The organism is Nonomuraea sp. NPDC048881 (assembly GCF_040649795.1).
Taxonomy (GTDB): domain Bacteria; phylum Actinomycetota; class Actinomycetes; order Streptosporangiales; family Streptosporangiaceae; genus Nonomuraea.
This window is the reverse complement of sequence record NZ_JBEZGC010000001.1, coordinates 1,137,115-1,152,508: the sequence shown is the minus strand read 5'-3', so window position 1 is coordinate 1,152,508 and position 15,394 is coordinate 1,137,115. Positions and strand designations below refer to the sequence as shown.

Annotated in this window: 15 protein-coding genes; 10 read left to right on the top strand and 5 right to left on the bottom strand. The window is 73.1% G+C overall.

What is annotated here, in order from left to right:
* The first annotated feature begins 211 nt into the window (after positions 1–211).
* Complete coding sequence (locus AB0C33_RS05450) at positions 212–1,015, top strand: hypothetical protein (protein ID WP_358283856.1); 804 nt, start codon at positions 212–214, stop codon at positions 1,013–1,015.
* A gap of 20 nt (positions 1,016–1,035) precedes the next feature.
* On the opposite strand, the gene AB0C33_RS05445 is transcribed toward AB0C33_RS05450, so the two are convergent.
* The 3 genes from AB0C33_RS05445 to AB0C33_RS05435 form a co-directional block, all read right to left on the bottom strand.
* Positions 1,036–1,200: a hypothetical protein gene (locus AB0C33_RS05445; RefSeq protein ID WP_358283854.1), complete on the bottom strand. Its 165-nt coding sequence runs from the start codon at positions 1,198–1,200 to the stop codon at positions 1,036–1,038.
* 64 nt (positions 1,201–1,264) lie between these two features.
* Positions 1,265–1,873, bottom strand: a complete 609-nt coding sequence (locus tag AB0C33_RS05440; protein WP_358283929.1) for a hypothetical protein — start codon at positions 1,871–1,873, stop codon at positions 1,265–1,267.
* 14 nt (positions 1,874–1,887) lie between these two features.
* On the bottom strand, positions 1,888–3,279 hold the full coding sequence (locus AB0C33_RS05435) for a selenium-binding protein SBP56-related protein (protein ID WP_352327571.1): 1,392 nt from the start codon (positions 3,277–3,279) through the stop codon (positions 1,888–1,890).
* Positions 3,280–3,385: 106 nt separating this feature from the next.
* Between AB0C33_RS05435 and leuE the strand changes: the two genes are divergently transcribed.
* The gene (leuE, locus tag AB0C33_RS05430) at positions 3,386–4,039 is read left to right on the top strand and encodes a leucine efflux protein LeuE (RefSeq protein WP_358283853.1); all 654 of its coding nucleotides are present in this window, start codon (positions 3,386–3,388) and stop codon (positions 4,037–4,039) included.
* Between the two features lie 217 nt (positions 4,040–4,256).
* Complete coding sequence (locus AB0C33_RS05425) at positions 4,257–4,898, top strand: VC0807 family protein (protein WP_358283851.1); 642 nt, start codon at positions 4,257–4,259, stop codon at positions 4,896–4,898.
* Here AB0C33_RS05425 and AB0C33_RS05420 read toward each other — a convergent pair.
* Together AB0C33_RS05420 and AB0C33_RS05415 are read right to left on the bottom strand one after the other, a co-directional pair.
* Positions 4,806–5,774, bottom strand: coding sequence for a hypothetical protein (locus tag AB0C33_RS05420; RefSeq protein WP_358283849.1), 969 nt, complete (start codon positions 5,772–5,774; stop codon positions 4,806–4,808). The two genes, AB0C33_RS05425 and AB0C33_RS05420, sit on opposite strands and share 93 nt — an antisense overlap.
* 16 nt (positions 5,775–5,790) lie before the next feature.
* Complete coding sequence (locus AB0C33_RS05415) at positions 5,791–6,966, bottom strand: histidine kinase (RefSeq protein WP_358283847.1); 1,176 nt, start codon at positions 6,964–6,966, stop codon at positions 5,791–5,793.
* Between the two features lie 392 nt (positions 6,967–7,358).
* Here AB0C33_RS05415 and AB0C33_RS05410 point away from each other — a divergent pair, with 392 nt between their 5' ends.
* From AB0C33_RS05410 to AB0C33_RS05380, 7 genes are all read left to right on the top strand, one after another.
* Positions 7,359–7,976 (top strand): DedA family protein, encoded by a 618-nt coding sequence (locus AB0C33_RS05410; protein WP_358283845.1) that lies wholly within the window; start codon positions 7,359–7,361, stop codon positions 7,974–7,976.
* A gap of 36 nt (positions 7,977–8,012) precedes the next feature.
* Positions 8,013–8,825: a DMT family transporter gene (locus AB0C33_RS05405; RefSeq protein WP_358283843.1), complete on the top strand. Its 813-nt coding sequence runs from the start codon at positions 8,013–8,015 to the stop codon at positions 8,823–8,825.
* An 87-nt stretch (positions 8,826–8,912) separates the two neighbouring features.
* A complete protein-coding gene (locus AB0C33_RS05400) occupies positions 8,913–10,118 on the top strand; it encodes a glycosyltransferase (protein WP_358283840.1) in 1,206 nt (401 codons plus the stop codon).
* On the top strand, positions 10,115–10,789 hold the full coding sequence (locus AB0C33_RS05395) for a DUF998 domain-containing protein (protein WP_358283838.1): 675 nt from the start codon (positions 10,115–10,117) through the stop codon (positions 10,787–10,789). The genes AB0C33_RS05400 and AB0C33_RS05395 overlap by 4 nt, the downstream gene beginning before the upstream one ends.
* 59 nt (positions 10,790–10,848) lie before the next feature.
* A complete protein-coding gene (locus AB0C33_RS05390) occupies positions 10,849–11,640 on the top strand; it encodes a cytochrome P450 (protein WP_358283836.1) in 792 nt (263 codons plus the stop codon).
* Positions 11,637–12,383, top strand: coding sequence for an isocitrate lyase/phosphoenolpyruvate mutase family protein (locus tag AB0C33_RS05385; RefSeq protein ID WP_358283834.1), 747 nt, complete (start codon positions 11,637–11,639; stop codon positions 12,381–12,383). The genes AB0C33_RS05390 and AB0C33_RS05385 overlap by 4 nt, the downstream gene beginning before the upstream one ends.
* A gap of 7 nt (positions 12,384–12,390) precedes the next feature.
* Positions 12,391–15,369 carry a BTAD domain-containing putative transcriptional regulator gene (locus tag AB0C33_RS05380; protein WP_358283831.1) on the top strand — a complete coding sequence of 993 codons (2,979 nt, stop codon included), beginning with the start codon at positions 12,391–12,393 and terminating at the stop codon, positions 15,367–15,369.
* The last annotated feature ends 25 nt before the right edge of the window (positions 15,370–15,394 follow it).

The following is a 15,394-nucleotide window of genomic DNA, read 5'->3' as shown; positions in this document are numbered from 1 at the left end:
CCCTGCTTGTACACATGCTCCGGTAGAGACCTTTCCCCCGTCCGTTTCCTCCCGGGGATGAACTCTTTCCACTGCCACGCGCCCGCCGTCCGTTTTTCGCGAACACAGAGCGTCATCGGCCGCTAACGTTCCGCCCGTGATCTCCTCCCAGCACGAGGCGCTGCACCGCGTCTTCCGTGACAATCCAGAGCTCTGCACGAGCGTCTTCAAGGTGCTCGACATCCCCTTCCCGTCACCGACCGAGGTCGCGGTGGTGGACACCGACCTGACCGAGATCAAGCCGATCGAGCGGCGCGCCGACACGATCATGATGTTCACGTCCCTGGAGGGACAGCACGCGGTCATCACCGAGTCGCAGTCCAAGCCCGACGACCGCAAGACCGCCGCCTGGGCGCACTACATCAGCCACGTACACGTCAAGTTCGGCTGCCCCGTGACGTTGCTGGTGATCTGCCAGGACGAGGCGACCGCCACCTGGGCCGCCCTTCCGAAGACGATCGGCCTGCCGGACTGGCCGACGCTGTCCGTCCGCGCGGTCGTCGTGGGCCCGCACAACATCCCCGTGATCGACGACCTCGCCGAGGCGGTGAACGACGTGGTGCTCACCATGTTCTCGGCGCTGACCCACGCCCGTTCCAAGGAGGTCGCTGCCATACTGGAAGTCCTGGCAGACGCCTTGGACACCACCGACACCACCAGCGCGGGACACATCGCCGAACAAACCGAAGTAGGCCTCGGAAACACCGACGCCCGACGAATCTGGAGAGACCTGATGGCGACCAAGACCTACCGCTACCAGTCCGAGTACGCCCAGATGCTGCGCGCCGAAGGCGAAGCCAAGGTGCTGCTGATGATTCTCGACGGCCGTGGAGTGGTGATCCCCGACGAGGTGCGCCGGCGCATCACCACCTGCACGGACACCACCGTCCTCGAAACCTGGTGCAAGCGGGCCATCCACGCCACCAGCCTCACCGACATCTTCGGCACGGACGACGAGCAACCGGAACAGGGCTGACCGGCGGCCATGACGTACCGCTACCGGTCCGAGTACGCCCAGATGCTGCGCGCCGAAGGCGAAGCGGAGGCCATGGCCAGGGACATGGCCAGGGGCATGGCCAGGGGGCTCTTGCGGCTGCTGGACGGGCGGGGCGTGGAGGTGCCCGATGACGTGCGGGAGAGGGTCACCGCCTGCACGGACATCGCCGTCCTCGAAACCTGGATCGACCGGGCCGTTCACGCCGACCGGCTCTGCGAGGTGTTCCGGTCAGGCCTGGAGGAGGGTGAGGAGGCCGGCGGCGATCAGGGCGGCGGCCCACATGCGGTCCACGTTGAACCAGGCGCGGCGCAGGATCGTCAGGCCGAGCACCTCGTAGACCACCAGGGCCACGACGCCGGCCACCACGAACATGGCCAGCGTGTGCAGGGCCGCCACCGCCAGCCCTCCTGAGACGGCGTGCCCCGGGTGGCCCTCCGCGCGCAGCCCGGTGAGTACGGGCAGCAGCATGAGCCCGGCGCCGTGGGCCGACGACATCAGGAACGACCAGCCGGCGAGCTGGGCGAGCGACAGGCGCATGCCCACCCACCGGAAGTGGCGGGTGGACAGCAGCCGCCACAGCCCGAACGCCACCAGCACCAGCCCGCCGACCACCGGCAGCGCCGCGCCCGTCACCAGGGAGCCGGTGGCGGCCACCACCAGGGCGACCAGGGCCACCGACGCCAGGTGGCCCAGGGCGATCACGGGGATCGACTGGAGCAGCAGGTCGCGGCTGCGCTCCTGCAGGCCGCGGGCCACCGCGAAGAGCCAGCCCATGGCCGGGTTCAGGCCGTGGAAGGCTCCGAGCAGCAGGACCGTCGCGGTGCTCATGGCGGGCATGGTGGCGGGCATGGTCACGGATAGCAGTAGGAGTCGGAGGAGGCGTCGCCGCCCTGGAGGCGCACCTGGTGGGGACGCAGGCCGCGGAAGGCGTCGCCGTGGGGGAAGAAGGCGGTGTCGAAGGTGAAGGAGTCGGCGTCGACCTTGGCGAGCCAGGCTCCGACGCCCTCGGGATAGAACTGGTCGTCCCAGGAGCCGTACAGGGAGTTGGTGAGGTAGACGCGGCGGCCGTCGCGGCTCACCTCGACCATCTGGGGGCCGCCGCGCAGCGGGAGTCCAGGCTCGGCGGGGTGCGGGGTGCGCCGGGTGATGCCGCCGATCCGCAGGGATCCCAGCTCGACCGGCTTGTACGGGTCCGACACGTCGTACTGCTTCAGCTCCCCGGTGCCCCAGCAGGAGACGTACAGGCGCTGGTCGTCCACGGAGAGGGCGATGTCGGTGACCAGCGGCGGCACGGCGGCGAACGGCTGCAGCACGGGCGGCAGCAGGGCGGGGTCGGCCGGTTCTGCGGGGATGGTGATGACCTTCCGCGCCTGCCAGCGGCCGTCCTCGTGGAACCACAGCCAGACGGAGGCCGACAGGTCCTCCACGCTGGTGACCACGCCGACGAAGCCGTACAGGCGGGTGGGGTCGTGGGCGGGGCGCAGCTCCAGCGGCATCTGGTGCTGATCGCCCAGGTCCACCTCCTGGACGTGCCGGCGCTTGCGCAGGTCCCAGAAGTGCAGCTTGTGGCCGTACTTGCGGCCGAGCAGCAGCTCGCCGACCACGCCGTCCTCGATCATGGACGGCGTGCCCCACTCCGAGGTGATCAGCACGTCGTGGTTGATGTGCCACCAGAAGTCGTAGGCGAGGTACTGCGGCCCGCGGTCCAGCTCCCACCGGCCGAGCACCTCGAAGGAGGTGTGGTCGAGCACGGCGATGCCGCCGGGGCCCTCGGCGCCGTCCGCGCCGCCGAGCGCCGAGACGTACAGGCCCTCGGGACCGCAGTGGACGGTGTGCGGGCGGGAGTAGCCCGCCCGCCTGGCCAGCGACTCGGCGTCGATCACCTTGACCAGCTCGGGGCTGATCCGGTCCTTGGTGTCGTAGATGTGGATGCGCGAGGAGCGCAGGCCGGGCACGACCAGGTAGCGCCGCTCGACGTGCGGGTGCGGGGCGTTGGGGCACAGAGCGCTGCTGCAGGCGTTCCAGCCGAAGTGGTGCAGCTCGTCGCCGGTGCCGGGCAGGTCGGTCCAGCCGATGACGGTGCCGTAGGCCGGCGAGGCGGGGTCGGTGTCGAGCACGGCCAGCGCGTCCGGACGATTCGCCGACCGGTCGAAGGCGGCGACGTAGGCCAGCTTCTCCACGGGGGCCTCGACGGCGTCGCGCGGGGAGGGGTAGAACGTGGGGTCGGGGGTCCAGAGAGCCATGACACCAGATATTCACGAGTATCCCTACTGGGTCAATAGGCATCAGCGCCGCAATGTGCAGCCACCGACCGACTGAATCGGCACATATCACGCGATACCGTTAAGCGTGTTCTTCGGTATCACGGACATCTGGACCTACGTCGTCGGCGCCTTCTTCATCGTGCTGCTGCCCGGCCCGAACTCCCTGTACGTCCTCAGCTTCGCCGCCCAGCACGGCGTCCGGCAGGGCTACCGGGCCGCGGCGGGCGTGTTCCTCGGCGACACCGTCCTGATGGTGCTCGCCGCCGCCGGGGCCGCGTCCCTGCTGCGCGCGACGCCCGTGCTGTTCACCGTCGTCAAGTACGCCGGCGCCGCCTACCTGGCCTGGATGGGCTTCCAGATGATCCGCGGCGCGGTACGGGCCTGGCGGGCCCGTCCGGCGGCGGCGGACGAGTCCGGGGCGGCCCCCGTGCGGCAGGCCAGGCCGTTCCGCAAGGCCCTGACGATCAGCCTGCTGAACCCGAAGGCGATCCTGTTCTTCCTGTCGTTCTTCATCCCGTTCGTGGACCCCGGGTACAGCGCCCCCTGGCTGTCGTTCCTCATCCTGGGCGCGGTGATCCAGATCTTCAGCGTGCTCTACCTCACCACGCTGATCTTCTCCGGCACGTTCCTGGCCGGTCAGTTCCGCCGGCACAGGAAGCTGAGCGCGGGCCTGACCTCGGGCGTCGGCGCGTTGTTCCTCGGGTTCGGCGCCAAGCTCGCCACGGCGTCACTCGGCTGAAAGCCGGGTTCAAGGGTGAGCTGGTTTCGTATGGAACCGATGGAACGCGGCAAAAGCGGCAGTCCTACTCGCCGGGCTCCGGTACGGTAGGCCACCGGCCTTCGGAGTCGCACCGGGCGGAGTCGCGTCCGGCGGTGACGACGACCGGTCCATCCGGCAAGCCTGGACCCCCGAAGCCCGGGTAGACGCTGATCGTCGGCCTATCTGCGGAGCAGCCTTGAACCACCATCCGGTCGCACTCCCCCGTCTGACCGCGCTCGCCCGTCAGGCGGCCCCCCGCCTGCTCGAAGGCGTGGTCGCCCCCCTGCTGGTGTTCTACCTCGCCATGGTCGTGCTGGGCTTCAAGTGGGCCCTGGTGGCCACGGTCTCCTGGGTGTACCTCGGCGTGGCCTGGCGGCTGATCAGAGGGATCAAGGTGCCCGCCACCATGTTCCTGGCCGCGTTCGCGGTCACGGTGCGGGCCCTGGTGTCGTTCTGGACGGGCACCTGGATGTGGTTCTTCATCCAGCCGGAGCTGGGCACGATCTGCATCAGCATGGTGTTCCTGGCCTCCGTCCGGCTCAACCGGCCGCTGGTGCAGAAGCTCACCCTCGACTACATCCACCTGCCGTCGGCCGTGCTCAAGCACGAGCGGGTGCGCAGGTTCTTCGCCAGGATCACGCTGCTGTGGGCGTTCGTGCTGCTGGCCAACTCGACGCTGAGCATCTTCCTGGCCGTCTACGAGAAGCTGGAGGGCTCGCTCGGCGCGTTCATGGTGCTGCGCACCTCAGCGGTGGCCGTGATCAGCGGGCTGGCGATCACCTTCTCGATCCTGGCGTTCAAGCGCGTCCTGGCCAGGCTGCACGTGGCCCACGCCTGACCGTTCGGCCAGCAGGAACGCTCCACACATCCCCATCACCAGCCCGGTCAGCATGCCGAACAGCTCGGCGAAGTCCGCGACGCCCGTGCCGCCGTAGGCCAGGGGGCCGCCCGTGGACCTGACGATCATCGAGAACAGCCCCCAGCCGAACAGCGAGCCCGACCCGAGCCAGGCCAGCGCCAGCGGCCGCCAGAACGGGCCGTTCCCGCGCCGCCTGACCAGAGCCACCAGCGCGGCCGCCCCGCCCACCGCGAGCAGCGCCTTCAGCCCGTTCTGCACGGCCTGGACGGTCCCGTCGAACGCCATGACGACCCGCAGCGCCCCGACGGCGGTCGCCACCAGGAGCGCGCCCCACGCCACCACCTCCTGGAACGATCGGGTCGCGCTGGGGAACGGCAGCCTGACCGGGGTGGCGAAGACGGCGGGCCAGCGGTCGCGGGCGTAGAGGGCGAAGGCCGTCATGAGGGCGACGCCGAGAGTGATGAAACCGCCGTAGACGACCAGATAGACCCAGGTCTGGATCGGGCCGCCGCTGAAGATCGTCAGGCCGCCGATCAGCAGGATCAGCGGGGTCGTGACGGCCAGCACCGACAGCAGGCCGGTGCCCACCCACAGTGGCAGCAGCACCAGCCAGGCGGGCAGCCGCATGCCCCAGCGCATGGTGAAGGCCAGGGCCAGCAGCAGCGCGGCGGCCTCCATGGCGAAGGTCAGCGCGTTCATCCCCAGCATCTGCCCGTTGTCCATGAGCGCCGGGTCGGAGACGCCGACGGGGTCGCCGGTCAGCCAGAGCGTCTTGATCGTGAGGTAGGGCAGCGTGGCGGCGACCGCCACGATCGCGGCGGTGAGCCGGCCGATGCCCGCTCGCTGTTCTGTCATGCCACGATCGTGCGCCTCAGGCGGGCCGGTCCCCTCCCGACCGGCGGGGATCCGCCTCCCCCTCGCGGGGGAGCTCGACGGCCAGGCGGAAGCCGTCGCCGTCGGGGCCCGCGGTCAGCGTGGCGCCGGCCAGCCGTACGCGCTCGCGCAGCCCCGCCAGGCCCAGCCCGCCGCGCCGGGCGCTGGGACGCGAGCTCGGCGGGCCGTTGCGCACGACCACCCGGTGCGGCGCGACCGACACGGCGACCGCCGCCCCCGGCGCGTGCTTGGCCGCGTTCGTCAGCCCTTCCTGGACGACGGCGTGCGCCAGCTCCGACGACGGCCCCGGCGCCAGCTCCAGGGTGATCGACATGCCGGAGTCCCTGGCCCGGCCGACCAGCTCGGCGACGTCCTCGCCCACCGGGGACAGCGGGGCCTCTTCGGCGTCCTCGCGCAGCAGGCCGATGATCTGGCGCAGCCGCTCGGTCGCGTCGGCCGCCGCCATGCGCAGCTCGCCGGCCGCCTTGACCTGGGCCGGGCCGAGCCCGGGAGCGACTTCGAGCCCGCCGGCGCGCACCGCGATCAGCGCCAGGTCGTGGCCGAGCGAGTCGTGCATCTCGCGGGCGATCCTGGCCCGCTCGCGCAGCCGCGCCTGCGCCTCGACCGACAGCCGCGCCTGCCGCCGCTGCTGGAGCACGCCCCGTCGGAGCAGGCCCAGCAGGTACGGGACCAGGTACGTGCCGACGAGCCCGGTGCCCATCGACACCCACAGCGCCAGGTCACCGCCCTGGAGCAGCACGACCCCGCAGCCGATGGCCGTGATCAGGCAGAACACGGCGCCCGCGGGCCACAGCCGGGTCATGCGCCGGCCGGTGAGGTAGGCGTACCAGATGATGAACGGCGAGGTCGCGAGCAGCGGCAGGATCTTCACGTCGCGCCGGGGCAGCAGCCACGTCAGGTCCACCGTCGCGAAGCCCTCGGTGAAGGTCCACGGGCCGAGCGGCAGCAGCAGCACCAGCGCCGCCAGCGGCCAGGGCCGGCCCACGAGCACGGCAAGCGCGGCCAGCCCGACCCTGGGCAGCGTCACCAACGCGAACCCGGCCGGATCGGCGAACGGGTCGGGGCCCATGGCGGTCACGAAGATGCCCAGCACGGCCCACAGCAGCAGGTCGAGGACGACCTGACGGCGACTCTCACGACGCAGACGGTTCACGCCCCGACGGTATCCGCCGCCCGGCGCGGCCGGTCCCGCCCGAAGGTCATGCGGCGCCCCTGACGAAAGTCAGGGTGGGGCCTGGTGCAGTGATCACGGTGGGGCTAACCCCACCTGAAAGGCGGATACCTCCTCTCCTGTTTCCGGGGCGCGCAACCGGTTTGATCGTGGGTGTCACACGGAAGTCGCACGTCCGCCCCTGACGAAAGTAGGGGGTGGCGCGTGCCGATGGGCCGATGTGCCACGACCTGCGGAATTTCTACCTTCATGGGGTAGGCGGCCCTGACCCTCCTAGGGGACGGGCCCGCGTTCGACCGGGGGCATCCCCGATGTCCCCGGTCCGCTCACGCCGACAGGCTTGGTGAGTGCCCTGACGATCGGAGTCCACGCATATGTCGCACGCCATTCTCGACCTCGTCCAGCAGGTGATGTCATCGCCATGGCTGTACGTGGCGCTGTTCGCCCTGGCGCTGCTCGACGGGTTCTTCCCCGTCGTGCCCGCCGAGACGTCGGTCATCACCGCGGCGGTGTTCGCCGCCTCCGGCCAGACCAACCTGGCCCTGGTGATCGTGGTCGCGGCGCTCGGCGCGTTCGTGGGCGACCACGTGTCGTACCTGATCGGCAACAAGTCGGCCAGGCGGCTGCGGGACAAGAAGGCGTTCGTCTGGGCGCGCGGCGCGCTGGCCGAGCGGGGCGGAATGGTGCTGGTCGTGGCCAGGTACATCCCCGGCGGGCGGACCGCGACGACGCTGACCATGGGCGCCGTCGGTCATCCGCTGCGCTCGTTCACGTTCTTCGACGCCATCGCGACGAGCTCGTGGGCGGTGTACTCCGGGCTGATCGGCTTCTTCGGCGGCATGGCCTTCGAGAACGACCCGATCAAGGGCCTGCTGCTGGGCCTCGGGATCGCGCTGTCGATCACCGGGCTCGTCGAGCTGGTGCGGTGGGCCAGGAAGCGGCGCGCCACCCAGCCTTCCCCGGAACGTCTTCCGGTGGACACGTCCGTTTGACCCTGTCCGGCAACCATCCGTCTGAAAGGAGTGCGCATGAGTGTGCTGGCCGCGGCGATCGCGCTGGTCGGTTCGCTGTTCTTCGCGCTCGGGGCCGCGCTGCAGCAGTTCGAGGCGGCGGGCTCGGCGAAGCCCGCGCTGCTGGCCCTGCTGCGCAGGCCGCGCTGGCTGCTCGGCGGCGTCTCCATCGTGACGGGCGGCGGCCTGCACATCGTCGCCCTCGGGCTCGGCCCGCTGACCGTGGTGCAGCCGATGGGGGTGGCCAGCCTGCTGTTCGCGCTGCCCATCGCCGCCGCGCTGCACGGCCGCCGGCCCTCCCGCAAGGAGCTGGCCGCGGCGGGCGTGGTCGCGGCCGGGCTGATCGGCCTGGTGCTGCTGGTGCCCGAGTCCGACGGGCCGACGTACCTGGCGCCCACGGGCGTGCTCACCCTGCTCGCCGTGGCCGGCGTCGCGGCGGTGCTGCTGTGGGCGGGCTCGAAGGCGGCCTCCCCCGCCGGCCGGGCCGCGCTGCTGGCCACCGGCTCCGGCGTCCTGTACGGCGCCACCGCCACGCTCATGCGCGTGCTCGTGGACGGCGGCTGGAACTGGTGGTACCTGCTGGCCCTGCCGGTGCCGCTGCTGCTGGCGCTGGTGATGCTGCAACGCGCCTACGCCGTCGGGCACTTCGGCGTCTCCTTCGCCTCGCTGCAGATCGCCGACCCGCTCACGGCGGTGGCCTTCGGGGCGCTGCTGCTCGGCGAGCCGCTGCCGTCCGGCCTCGCGCCGATCGCGGCCGCCGCCCTGACCGCGGCGGGCACGTTCGCCCTGGCCCGGACGTCCCCGCTGGAGGCGCGCAACGACCTCGCCTGATCCCCTCCCCTGACCGAAACCCCCTGTTCGTCCATCGGCCCTCCCCCAGCCGTCCCCCCTTGTGAAAGCGGAGTCACCGTCATGGCCATGCCCCTGCGCAACGTCACCGACCACGCCCAGCTCGCGCCCGCCCCCGAACGTCCCCGCCGCGTCCTGATCTCGACCGACACCTATCCCCCCGACGTGAACGGCGCCGCCTACTTCACCCACCGCCTGGCCACCGGCCTGGCCGCGCGCGGCAACGAGGTGCACGTGGTGTGCCAGTCGGAGGCCGGCCCGGCCAGCGCCGACGTGGTGGACGGCGTGATCGTCCACCGGCTGCGCTCGGCCCCGCTGCTGGTCCACCCGACCATGCGGGTCACCGTGCCGACCAGGCTCGACCGGCTGGTGGCCGACATCGACCCGGACGTGCTGCACACCCAGGGCCACTTCGTGGTCGGCCGGGCCGCCATCGCCGCCGCCCGGCGCCGCGGCGTGCCGGTCGTGGCCACCAACCACTTCATGCCCGACAACCTCTTCCAGTTCGGGCACGTCCCCGAGGCGCTGCGGGCCAGGGCGGGCCGGCTGGCCTGGCGCGACTTCAGCCGCGTCTTCAAGCGCGCCGACCACATCACCACGCCGACCCCGCTGGCCGCCAAGCTCCTGTCCGACCAGGGCTTCTCCCGCGACGTCGAGGCCGTCTCGTGCGGCATCGACCTGGCCAGGTTCCACCCGCACGCCGAGCCCAAGTCGTGGGCGCGCCGGCGGTTCGCGCTGCCCGACCGGCCGACCGCCCTGTTCGTGGGCCGCCTGGACGAGGAGAAGCACCTCGACGAGCTGATCCGCGCGCTGCCCCTCGTGCTCAACGAGACCGACGCGCAGGTGGCGTTCGTGGGCCGCGGCAACCAGCGGATGGAGCTGGAGAAGCTGGCCAAGCGCATCGGGGTGGGCGACCGGGTGTTCTTCGTCGGGTTCGTGCCCGACGAGAGCATGCCGCAGGCGTTCGCCGCCGCCGACGTGTTCGCCATGCCGGGCGTCGCCGAGCTGCAGAGCATCGCCACGCTGGAGGCCATGGCGTCCGGCCTGCCCGTCGTGGCCGCCGACGCGATGGCCCTGCCGCACCTGGTGAACGGCAACGGCTACCTCTACCAGCCGGGCGACGTGGTCGCGCTGGCCAGGCACCTGACCGCCGTCCTCACCGACGACGACCTGCGCGCCCGCCTGGGCAACGCCAGCCGGGCGCTGGCGCTGACCCACGACGACCAGGTGTCGCTGGCCCGCTTCGAGCAGATCTACGACGAGGTGACACGATGACCTGGCGTGCCGTGCTCGCTCCCGTGGCCGGAGCCGTGGCGGCGGTGGCCGCCCTCGGCTACGCGCAAGTGACCCTGCCCGAGCAGCCGCTGATCAGCGACTACGCGCTCGTCCCCGGCGGCATGCTGCCGGTGCTGGCCGGGACGCTGGCGCTGGCCGCCGCCTGCCTGGCGCTGGCGTACGGGCTGGCCGCCCGGGAACCGGGGCGGACCGCCGCGACCCGCGTGCTGCTGCTGGCGGGGGCGGCCGGGCTGATGCTCAGCGCCATCTTCCCCACCGATCCCGGCATGTCGGACGTCAGCACGCTCGGCGGGGAGATCCACCGCTGGTCGGCGGCCGTGGTCTTCACCGCGCTGCCGGTCGCCGGCTGGACCCTGGCCAGAGGACGGGCGGCGGCCGCGCGCTGGAGCGCGGTCAAGGCCCTGAGCGTGACGTCCGGGCTCACGCTGGTCGCGTACCTGGCGGCCCACCCGGCCGCCGTCACCTCCTCGCTGATCGGCGGCGAGGCGTACTACGGGCTGCTCGAACGGGGACTGGTGCTGGCCGAGATCGTCCTCGTCGTCGCCATGGCGCTGGCCTGCGCACCGGGCCGCGCCGCCGCACGGGTGCAGGGCACGCGGGCCACCGGGACGCCCGCGCAGCCCGAGAGTCCGCAGCGGCTGGCGGCGTGACGGGGATGCGCAGCCACACTTCGCCCGCCGTCGAACGGTCGGCGGCCTAGCGTGGACCCATGCTCATCACCCACCACGCCGAAGCCCGGGCGGTGCTCTCCGACGGCCGGTACGTGCCGCCGCCCGTCCCGCAGGACGGCGAGCCGGGGACGCTCTCCTGGCTGCGGGCCCACGTGTCGCGCTTCAGCACCGGCGAGACGCACGCCGAACGCCGCCGCCTGGTCGTCGAGCGCCTGTCCGCCCTGGACCCGGCCGAGCTGCGGACGGCCGCCAGGGCCGCGACGCTCGACCGTTGCGGCGACCGTTGCGGCGACCGTTGCGGCGACCGTGACGGCGACTGGCGCGGCGTGCCGACGGCCGTCCTGGGGGCCGCGCTCGGCGTGCCGGACACCTCGGCCGTGCCCGCGGCCGCGAGCGGCTACCTGTCGGGCGAGGGGAGCCCGCAGGCCGACGCCGCCGTCGCCGAACTGCTCGGCCTGACCGACCTGCCGGCCGTCACCCTGCTGCTCCAGGGCCACGCCGCCACCGAGGCGCTCATCGAGAACGCGCTCACCCACGCCGTGCCGGGCGACGACCCCGAGGCGGTGCTGCGCGAGACGCTCAGGCAGGACCCGCCGTTGAAGGCCAGCCGCAGGCTCGACACCCGCACCGGCGAGGAGGTCACGATCGACCTGGTCGCGGCCAACCGCGATCCCGAGGTGTTCGCCGACCCCGACCGCTTCGACGCCTCCCGGAGCCCCGCCCCCCACCTGACGTTCGGGGACGGCCTGCGCCCCTGCCCCGCTCCCGCCCACGCCCTCGCGCTGGCCGCCGGCGTGCTCGACGCGCTCCTCGAAGGGACCCGCCGATGAACTTCCACGACCTGCACAAGCCGGGCGACCCGCTGCTGCTGCCCAACGCGTGGGACTACGGCTCGGCCGCGATCCTGGCCGCGCACGGCTTCCCCGCGATCGGCACCACCAGCCTCGGCGTGTCCGCCGTGCACGGCAAGCCGGACGCCGCCGGCGCGACCAGGGCCGAGACGATCGAGCTCGCCGAGACGGTCAAGGACCTGGGCGTGCTGGTCACGGTGGACATCGAGGGCGGCTTCAGCGACGACCCGCAGGAGGTGTCGGACCTGGTCGCGAGCCTGGCCGCGCTCGGGGTGGCGGGCGTGAACCTGGAGGACGGCCGTCCCGACGGCACGCTGCGCCCGGTCGAGCTGCACCGGCGGATCATCGAGGCCGCCAAGGGCCACGGCGTGTTCGTCAACGCCCGCACCGACACCCATTGGCTGGGCACCGGCGACTGGCGCGAACGGGTGGACGCCTACGAGCACGCCGACGGCATCTTCGTCCCCGGGCTCTCGGATCCGGCGGAGATCGCCGAGGTCGTCGCGCGTACGCGGCTGCCGCTCAACGTGCTCTACCAGCCGGGCGGGCCGACGCTGGACCGGCTGGCCGAGGCGGGGGTGGCCCGGGTGAGCACCGGCTCGCTGCTCTACCGGGCCGCGCTCCAGGGCGCTCTGGCCGCCGTGCTGGGCGCGCAGGGCAAGGACGCCCCGGCGCTGCCGACGTACGGAGAAATCGCCGCACTCCTCCCGCAGACCCGATAATCGGGGCATGCGCTTCGAGATCCTCGGACCCACCAGCGTGCTGGACGAGGACGGCGCGCCGGTGGCGCTCGGCGGGCCGCGGGTGCGCGCCCTGCTCACCCTGCTGGCCCTGAACGCCGGCCGCGTCGTCGGCGCCGGACAGCTCGTGGACGACCTCTACGGCCCCCACCCGCCGGACGGCGTGGCCAACGCGCTGCAGTCCCAGGTGTCCAGGCTGCGCCGGGCGCTCGGCCGGGACCTGGTCGAGTTCCACCCGGCGGGCTACCGGCTGGTCGCCGACCCGCACGACGTGGACGCGTGCCGCTTCGAGCTCCTGGCCCTGGACGGGCGGCGGGCGCTGGCCGCCGGGGACGCCGGGCGGGCGGCGGCGCTGCTCTCCGAGGCGCTGGAGTTGTGGCGGGGCGCGCCGCTCGCCGACGCGCCGCACGCGGTGTCCGCCGCGGCCGGGCTGGAGGAGCTGCGGCTGGCGGCCGTCGAGGACCGCCTCCAGGCCGACCTGGCGCTCGGGCGGCACCGCGACCTGGTCGCCGAGCTGCGCCGGCTCACCGCCGCCCATCCGCTGCGCGAGCGCCTGCGCGCCCAGCTCATGCGCGCCCTGTACGGCAGCGGGCGGCAGGCCGAGGCGCTGGCCGTCTACGACGAGGCGCGGCGGCTGCTCGACCGGGAGCTGGGCATCGAGCCGGGCGCCGAGCTGGCCGCCGAGCACCTCGCCGTCCTGCGCGCCGACCCGTCCCTCACCCCGCAGAACACCGCGCCGAACCCCCCGCAGAACACCGCGCCGAACCCCCCGCTGAGCACCGCGCCGAACCTCCCGCTGAGCACCGCACCGAACGCCGCGCCGGCCTCCGCACCGGCTTCCGCGCCGATCCAGCCGCCGGTTCCCTCGTCCCTTCCCGCGCCCGGAGGGCCCGCCGGGTCGTCGCGCGGGGGGTTCAAGCAGGGGTTGCGGGCGCAGCTGACCAGTTTCGTGGGCCGGGCGGAGGAGCTGGCGCAGGTGGGCGCGCGGCTGCGGGACAGCAGGCTCGTCACGCTGATCGGCCCCGGCGGCGCCGGCAAGACCAGGCTGGCGCAGGAGGCGGCCGCCCAGGAGCCGGGCGACGTGTGCTTCGTGCCCCTCGCCCACGTGGCCGGCGCGGCCGGGGTGCCCGGCGCGGTGCTGGTCGCCCTCGACATCCGCGACGCCCTGCTGCCCGCGCCCCAGCGCGCCGCGGTCGGCCCCGTCACCCGGCTGCTCACCGCGCTGGCCGAGCGCGACCTGCTGCTCGTCCTGGACAACTGCGAGCATCTGGTCGCCGCCGTGGCCGAGCTCGCCGACGCGCTGCTGGCCTCCTGCCCCGGGCTGCGGGTGCTGACCACCAGTCGCGAGGCGCTGGGCATCACCGGGGAGTCGATCCTGCCGGTGTCCCCGCTGCGCCTGCCGCCGCCGGAGCCGGACGACCCGCTGGAGTACGCCGCCGTCCGGCTGTTCGCCGACCGGGCCGCCGCCGTGCGTCCGGGGTTCGCCGTGGACGCCGGCAACGCCGCCGACGTGGTGCGCATCTGCCGGGCGCTCGACGGGCTGCCGCTGGCCATCGAGCTGGCCGCGGCCCGCCTCCGTACGCTGTCGGTCGCCGACGTGGCGGCCCGCCTGGACGACCGGTTCCGGCTGCTGACCCGCGGCAGCCGTACGGCGCTGCCCCGGCACCAGACGCTGCGCGCGGTCGTCGCGTGGAGCTGGGACCTGCTGGACGACGCCGAGCAGCGCCTGGCCGCCCGCCTGAGCGTGTTCGTCGGCGGCGCCACGCCCGAGGCGGCCGAGCGGGTGTGCGGGCTGCCGGAGGAGGTGCTGTTCTCGCTGGCGGAGAAGTCGCTGGTGGAGTACGTCGGCGGCCGGTACCGCATGCTCGACACGATCCGGGCGTTCTGCGCGGAACGCCTGGCCGAGTCCGGCGAGACCGCCGCGATCAGGGACGCGCACACCGGCTACTACCTCGACCTCGTCCTGACCGCCGACCCGCTGCTGCGGACCGCCGACCAGCTCATCTGGCTGGCCCGCCTCGACCAGGAGAGCGACGACCTCGAAGCCGCCGTGCGCTGGACGACCGCGTCCGGGGAGCCGGAGACCGGCCTGCGGCTGCTGGCGCACAGCGCCTGCTACTGGTGGATGCGCGGCCACCGCGGCGTCATCGCCGGGCTGGCCGCCGCGCTGCTGGCCAGGATCGGCGACGCCCGCCCCGCCGGCATGGAGGAGGAGTACGTCATGTGCCTGCTCGTCACCGCCTGGACGGGCGTGGCCGACGACGTCGTGCGCGAGCGGCTGGCCGAGGTGCGCGAGCTGCTGCCGATCGCCCACCTGCCGGAGCGGGTGGAGTTCCTGATGATGATGCGGTCGATGTTCACCGGGCCGCCGGGCGACGTCGAGCAGATCTACCGCGAGCTGCTGGCCCACACCGAGGGGCTGCCGCCCTGGCAGCGGGCGTTGTCGTACAGCGGCGCGGGGTTCGTGCTGCAGATCCTGGGGCGGATCGAGGAGTCGCTGGCCACCTTCCGGCGCGCCCTGGCCGCCTTCCGGGGCATCGGCGAGCGCTGGGGGACGGTGCTGGTGCTGTCGGGCCTCGGCGAGCTGGCCTCCCGCGAGGGCGACTACGCGGCCTCGTACGCGCTGTCGGACGAGGCGCTGACGCTGGCCCGCGAGCTCGACGCGCGGGCGGAGATGGCCGAGGCCCTGTGCCGGCGCGGCGACGCGCTGCTCGGCATGGGCGAGCCGCTGGGCGGGCGGGCCGACTACGAGGAGGCGGCCGAGCTGGCCCGTCGCGTGGGTTCCATGGACATGCTGGCGTGGGCGCACCTCGGGATGGCCGAGGTGGCGCTGATCGGCGGCGAGCGCGACGCCGCGCTGTCCCTGCTGGCCCAGGCCCGCGCGGAGTGCCCCGACGACTGGTACAGCACCGAGGACATCCGCAACCGCATCGACGAGGCCCTCGGCCGGGCGGTCAGCGAACGGTAGGCGGCCCGTCAGCCGTCCTCGCCAC

Bases quoted from the DNA above. Each gene is read 5' to 3' on its own strand.
- AB0C33_RS05445 (WP_358283854.1), bottom strand. From the start codon at position 1,200: ATGTCCGTGCAGGCGGTGACCCTCTCCCGCACGTCATCGGGCACCTCC.
- AB0C33_RS05440 (WP_358283929.1), bottom strand. From the start codon at position 1,873: ATGCCCGCCATGAGCACCGCGACGGTCCTGCTGCTCGGAGCCTTCCAC.
- AB0C33_RS05435 (WP_352327571.1), bottom strand. From the start codon at position 3,279: ATGGCTCTCTGGACCCCCGACCCCACGTTCTACCCCTCCCCGCGCGAC.
- AB0C33_RS05420 (WP_358283849.1), bottom strand. From the start codon at position 5,774: ATGACAGAACAGCGAGCGGGCATCGGCCGGCTCACCGCCGCGATCGTG.
- AB0C33_RS05410 (WP_358283845.1), top strand. From the start codon at position 7,359: ATGTCGCACGCCATTCTCGACCTCGTCCAGCAGGTGATGTCATCGCCA.
- AB0C33_RS05405 (WP_358283843.1), top strand. From the start codon at position 8,013: ATGAGTGTGCTGGCCGCGGCGATCGCGCTGGTCGGTTCGCTGTTCTTC.
- AB0C33_RS05400 (WP_358283840.1), top strand. From the start codon at position 8,913: ATGCCCCTGCGCAACGTCACCGACCACGCCCAGCTCGCGCCCGCCCCC.
- AB0C33_RS05395 (WP_358283838.1), top strand. From the start codon at position 10,115: ATGACCTGGCGTGCCGTGCTCGCTCCCGTGGCCGGAGCCGTGGCGGCG.
- AB0C33_RS05390 (WP_358283836.1), top strand. From the start codon at position 10,849: ATGCTCATCACCCACCACGCCGAAGCCCGGGCGGTGCTCTCCGACGGC.
- AB0C33_RS05385 (WP_358283834.1), top strand. From the start codon at position 11,637: ATGAACTTCCACGACCTGCACAAGCCGGGCGACCCGCTGCTGCTGCCC.
- AB0C33_RS05380 (WP_358283831.1), top strand. From the start codon at position 12,391: ATGCGCTTCGAGATCCTCGGACCCACCAGCGTGCTGGACGAGGACGGC.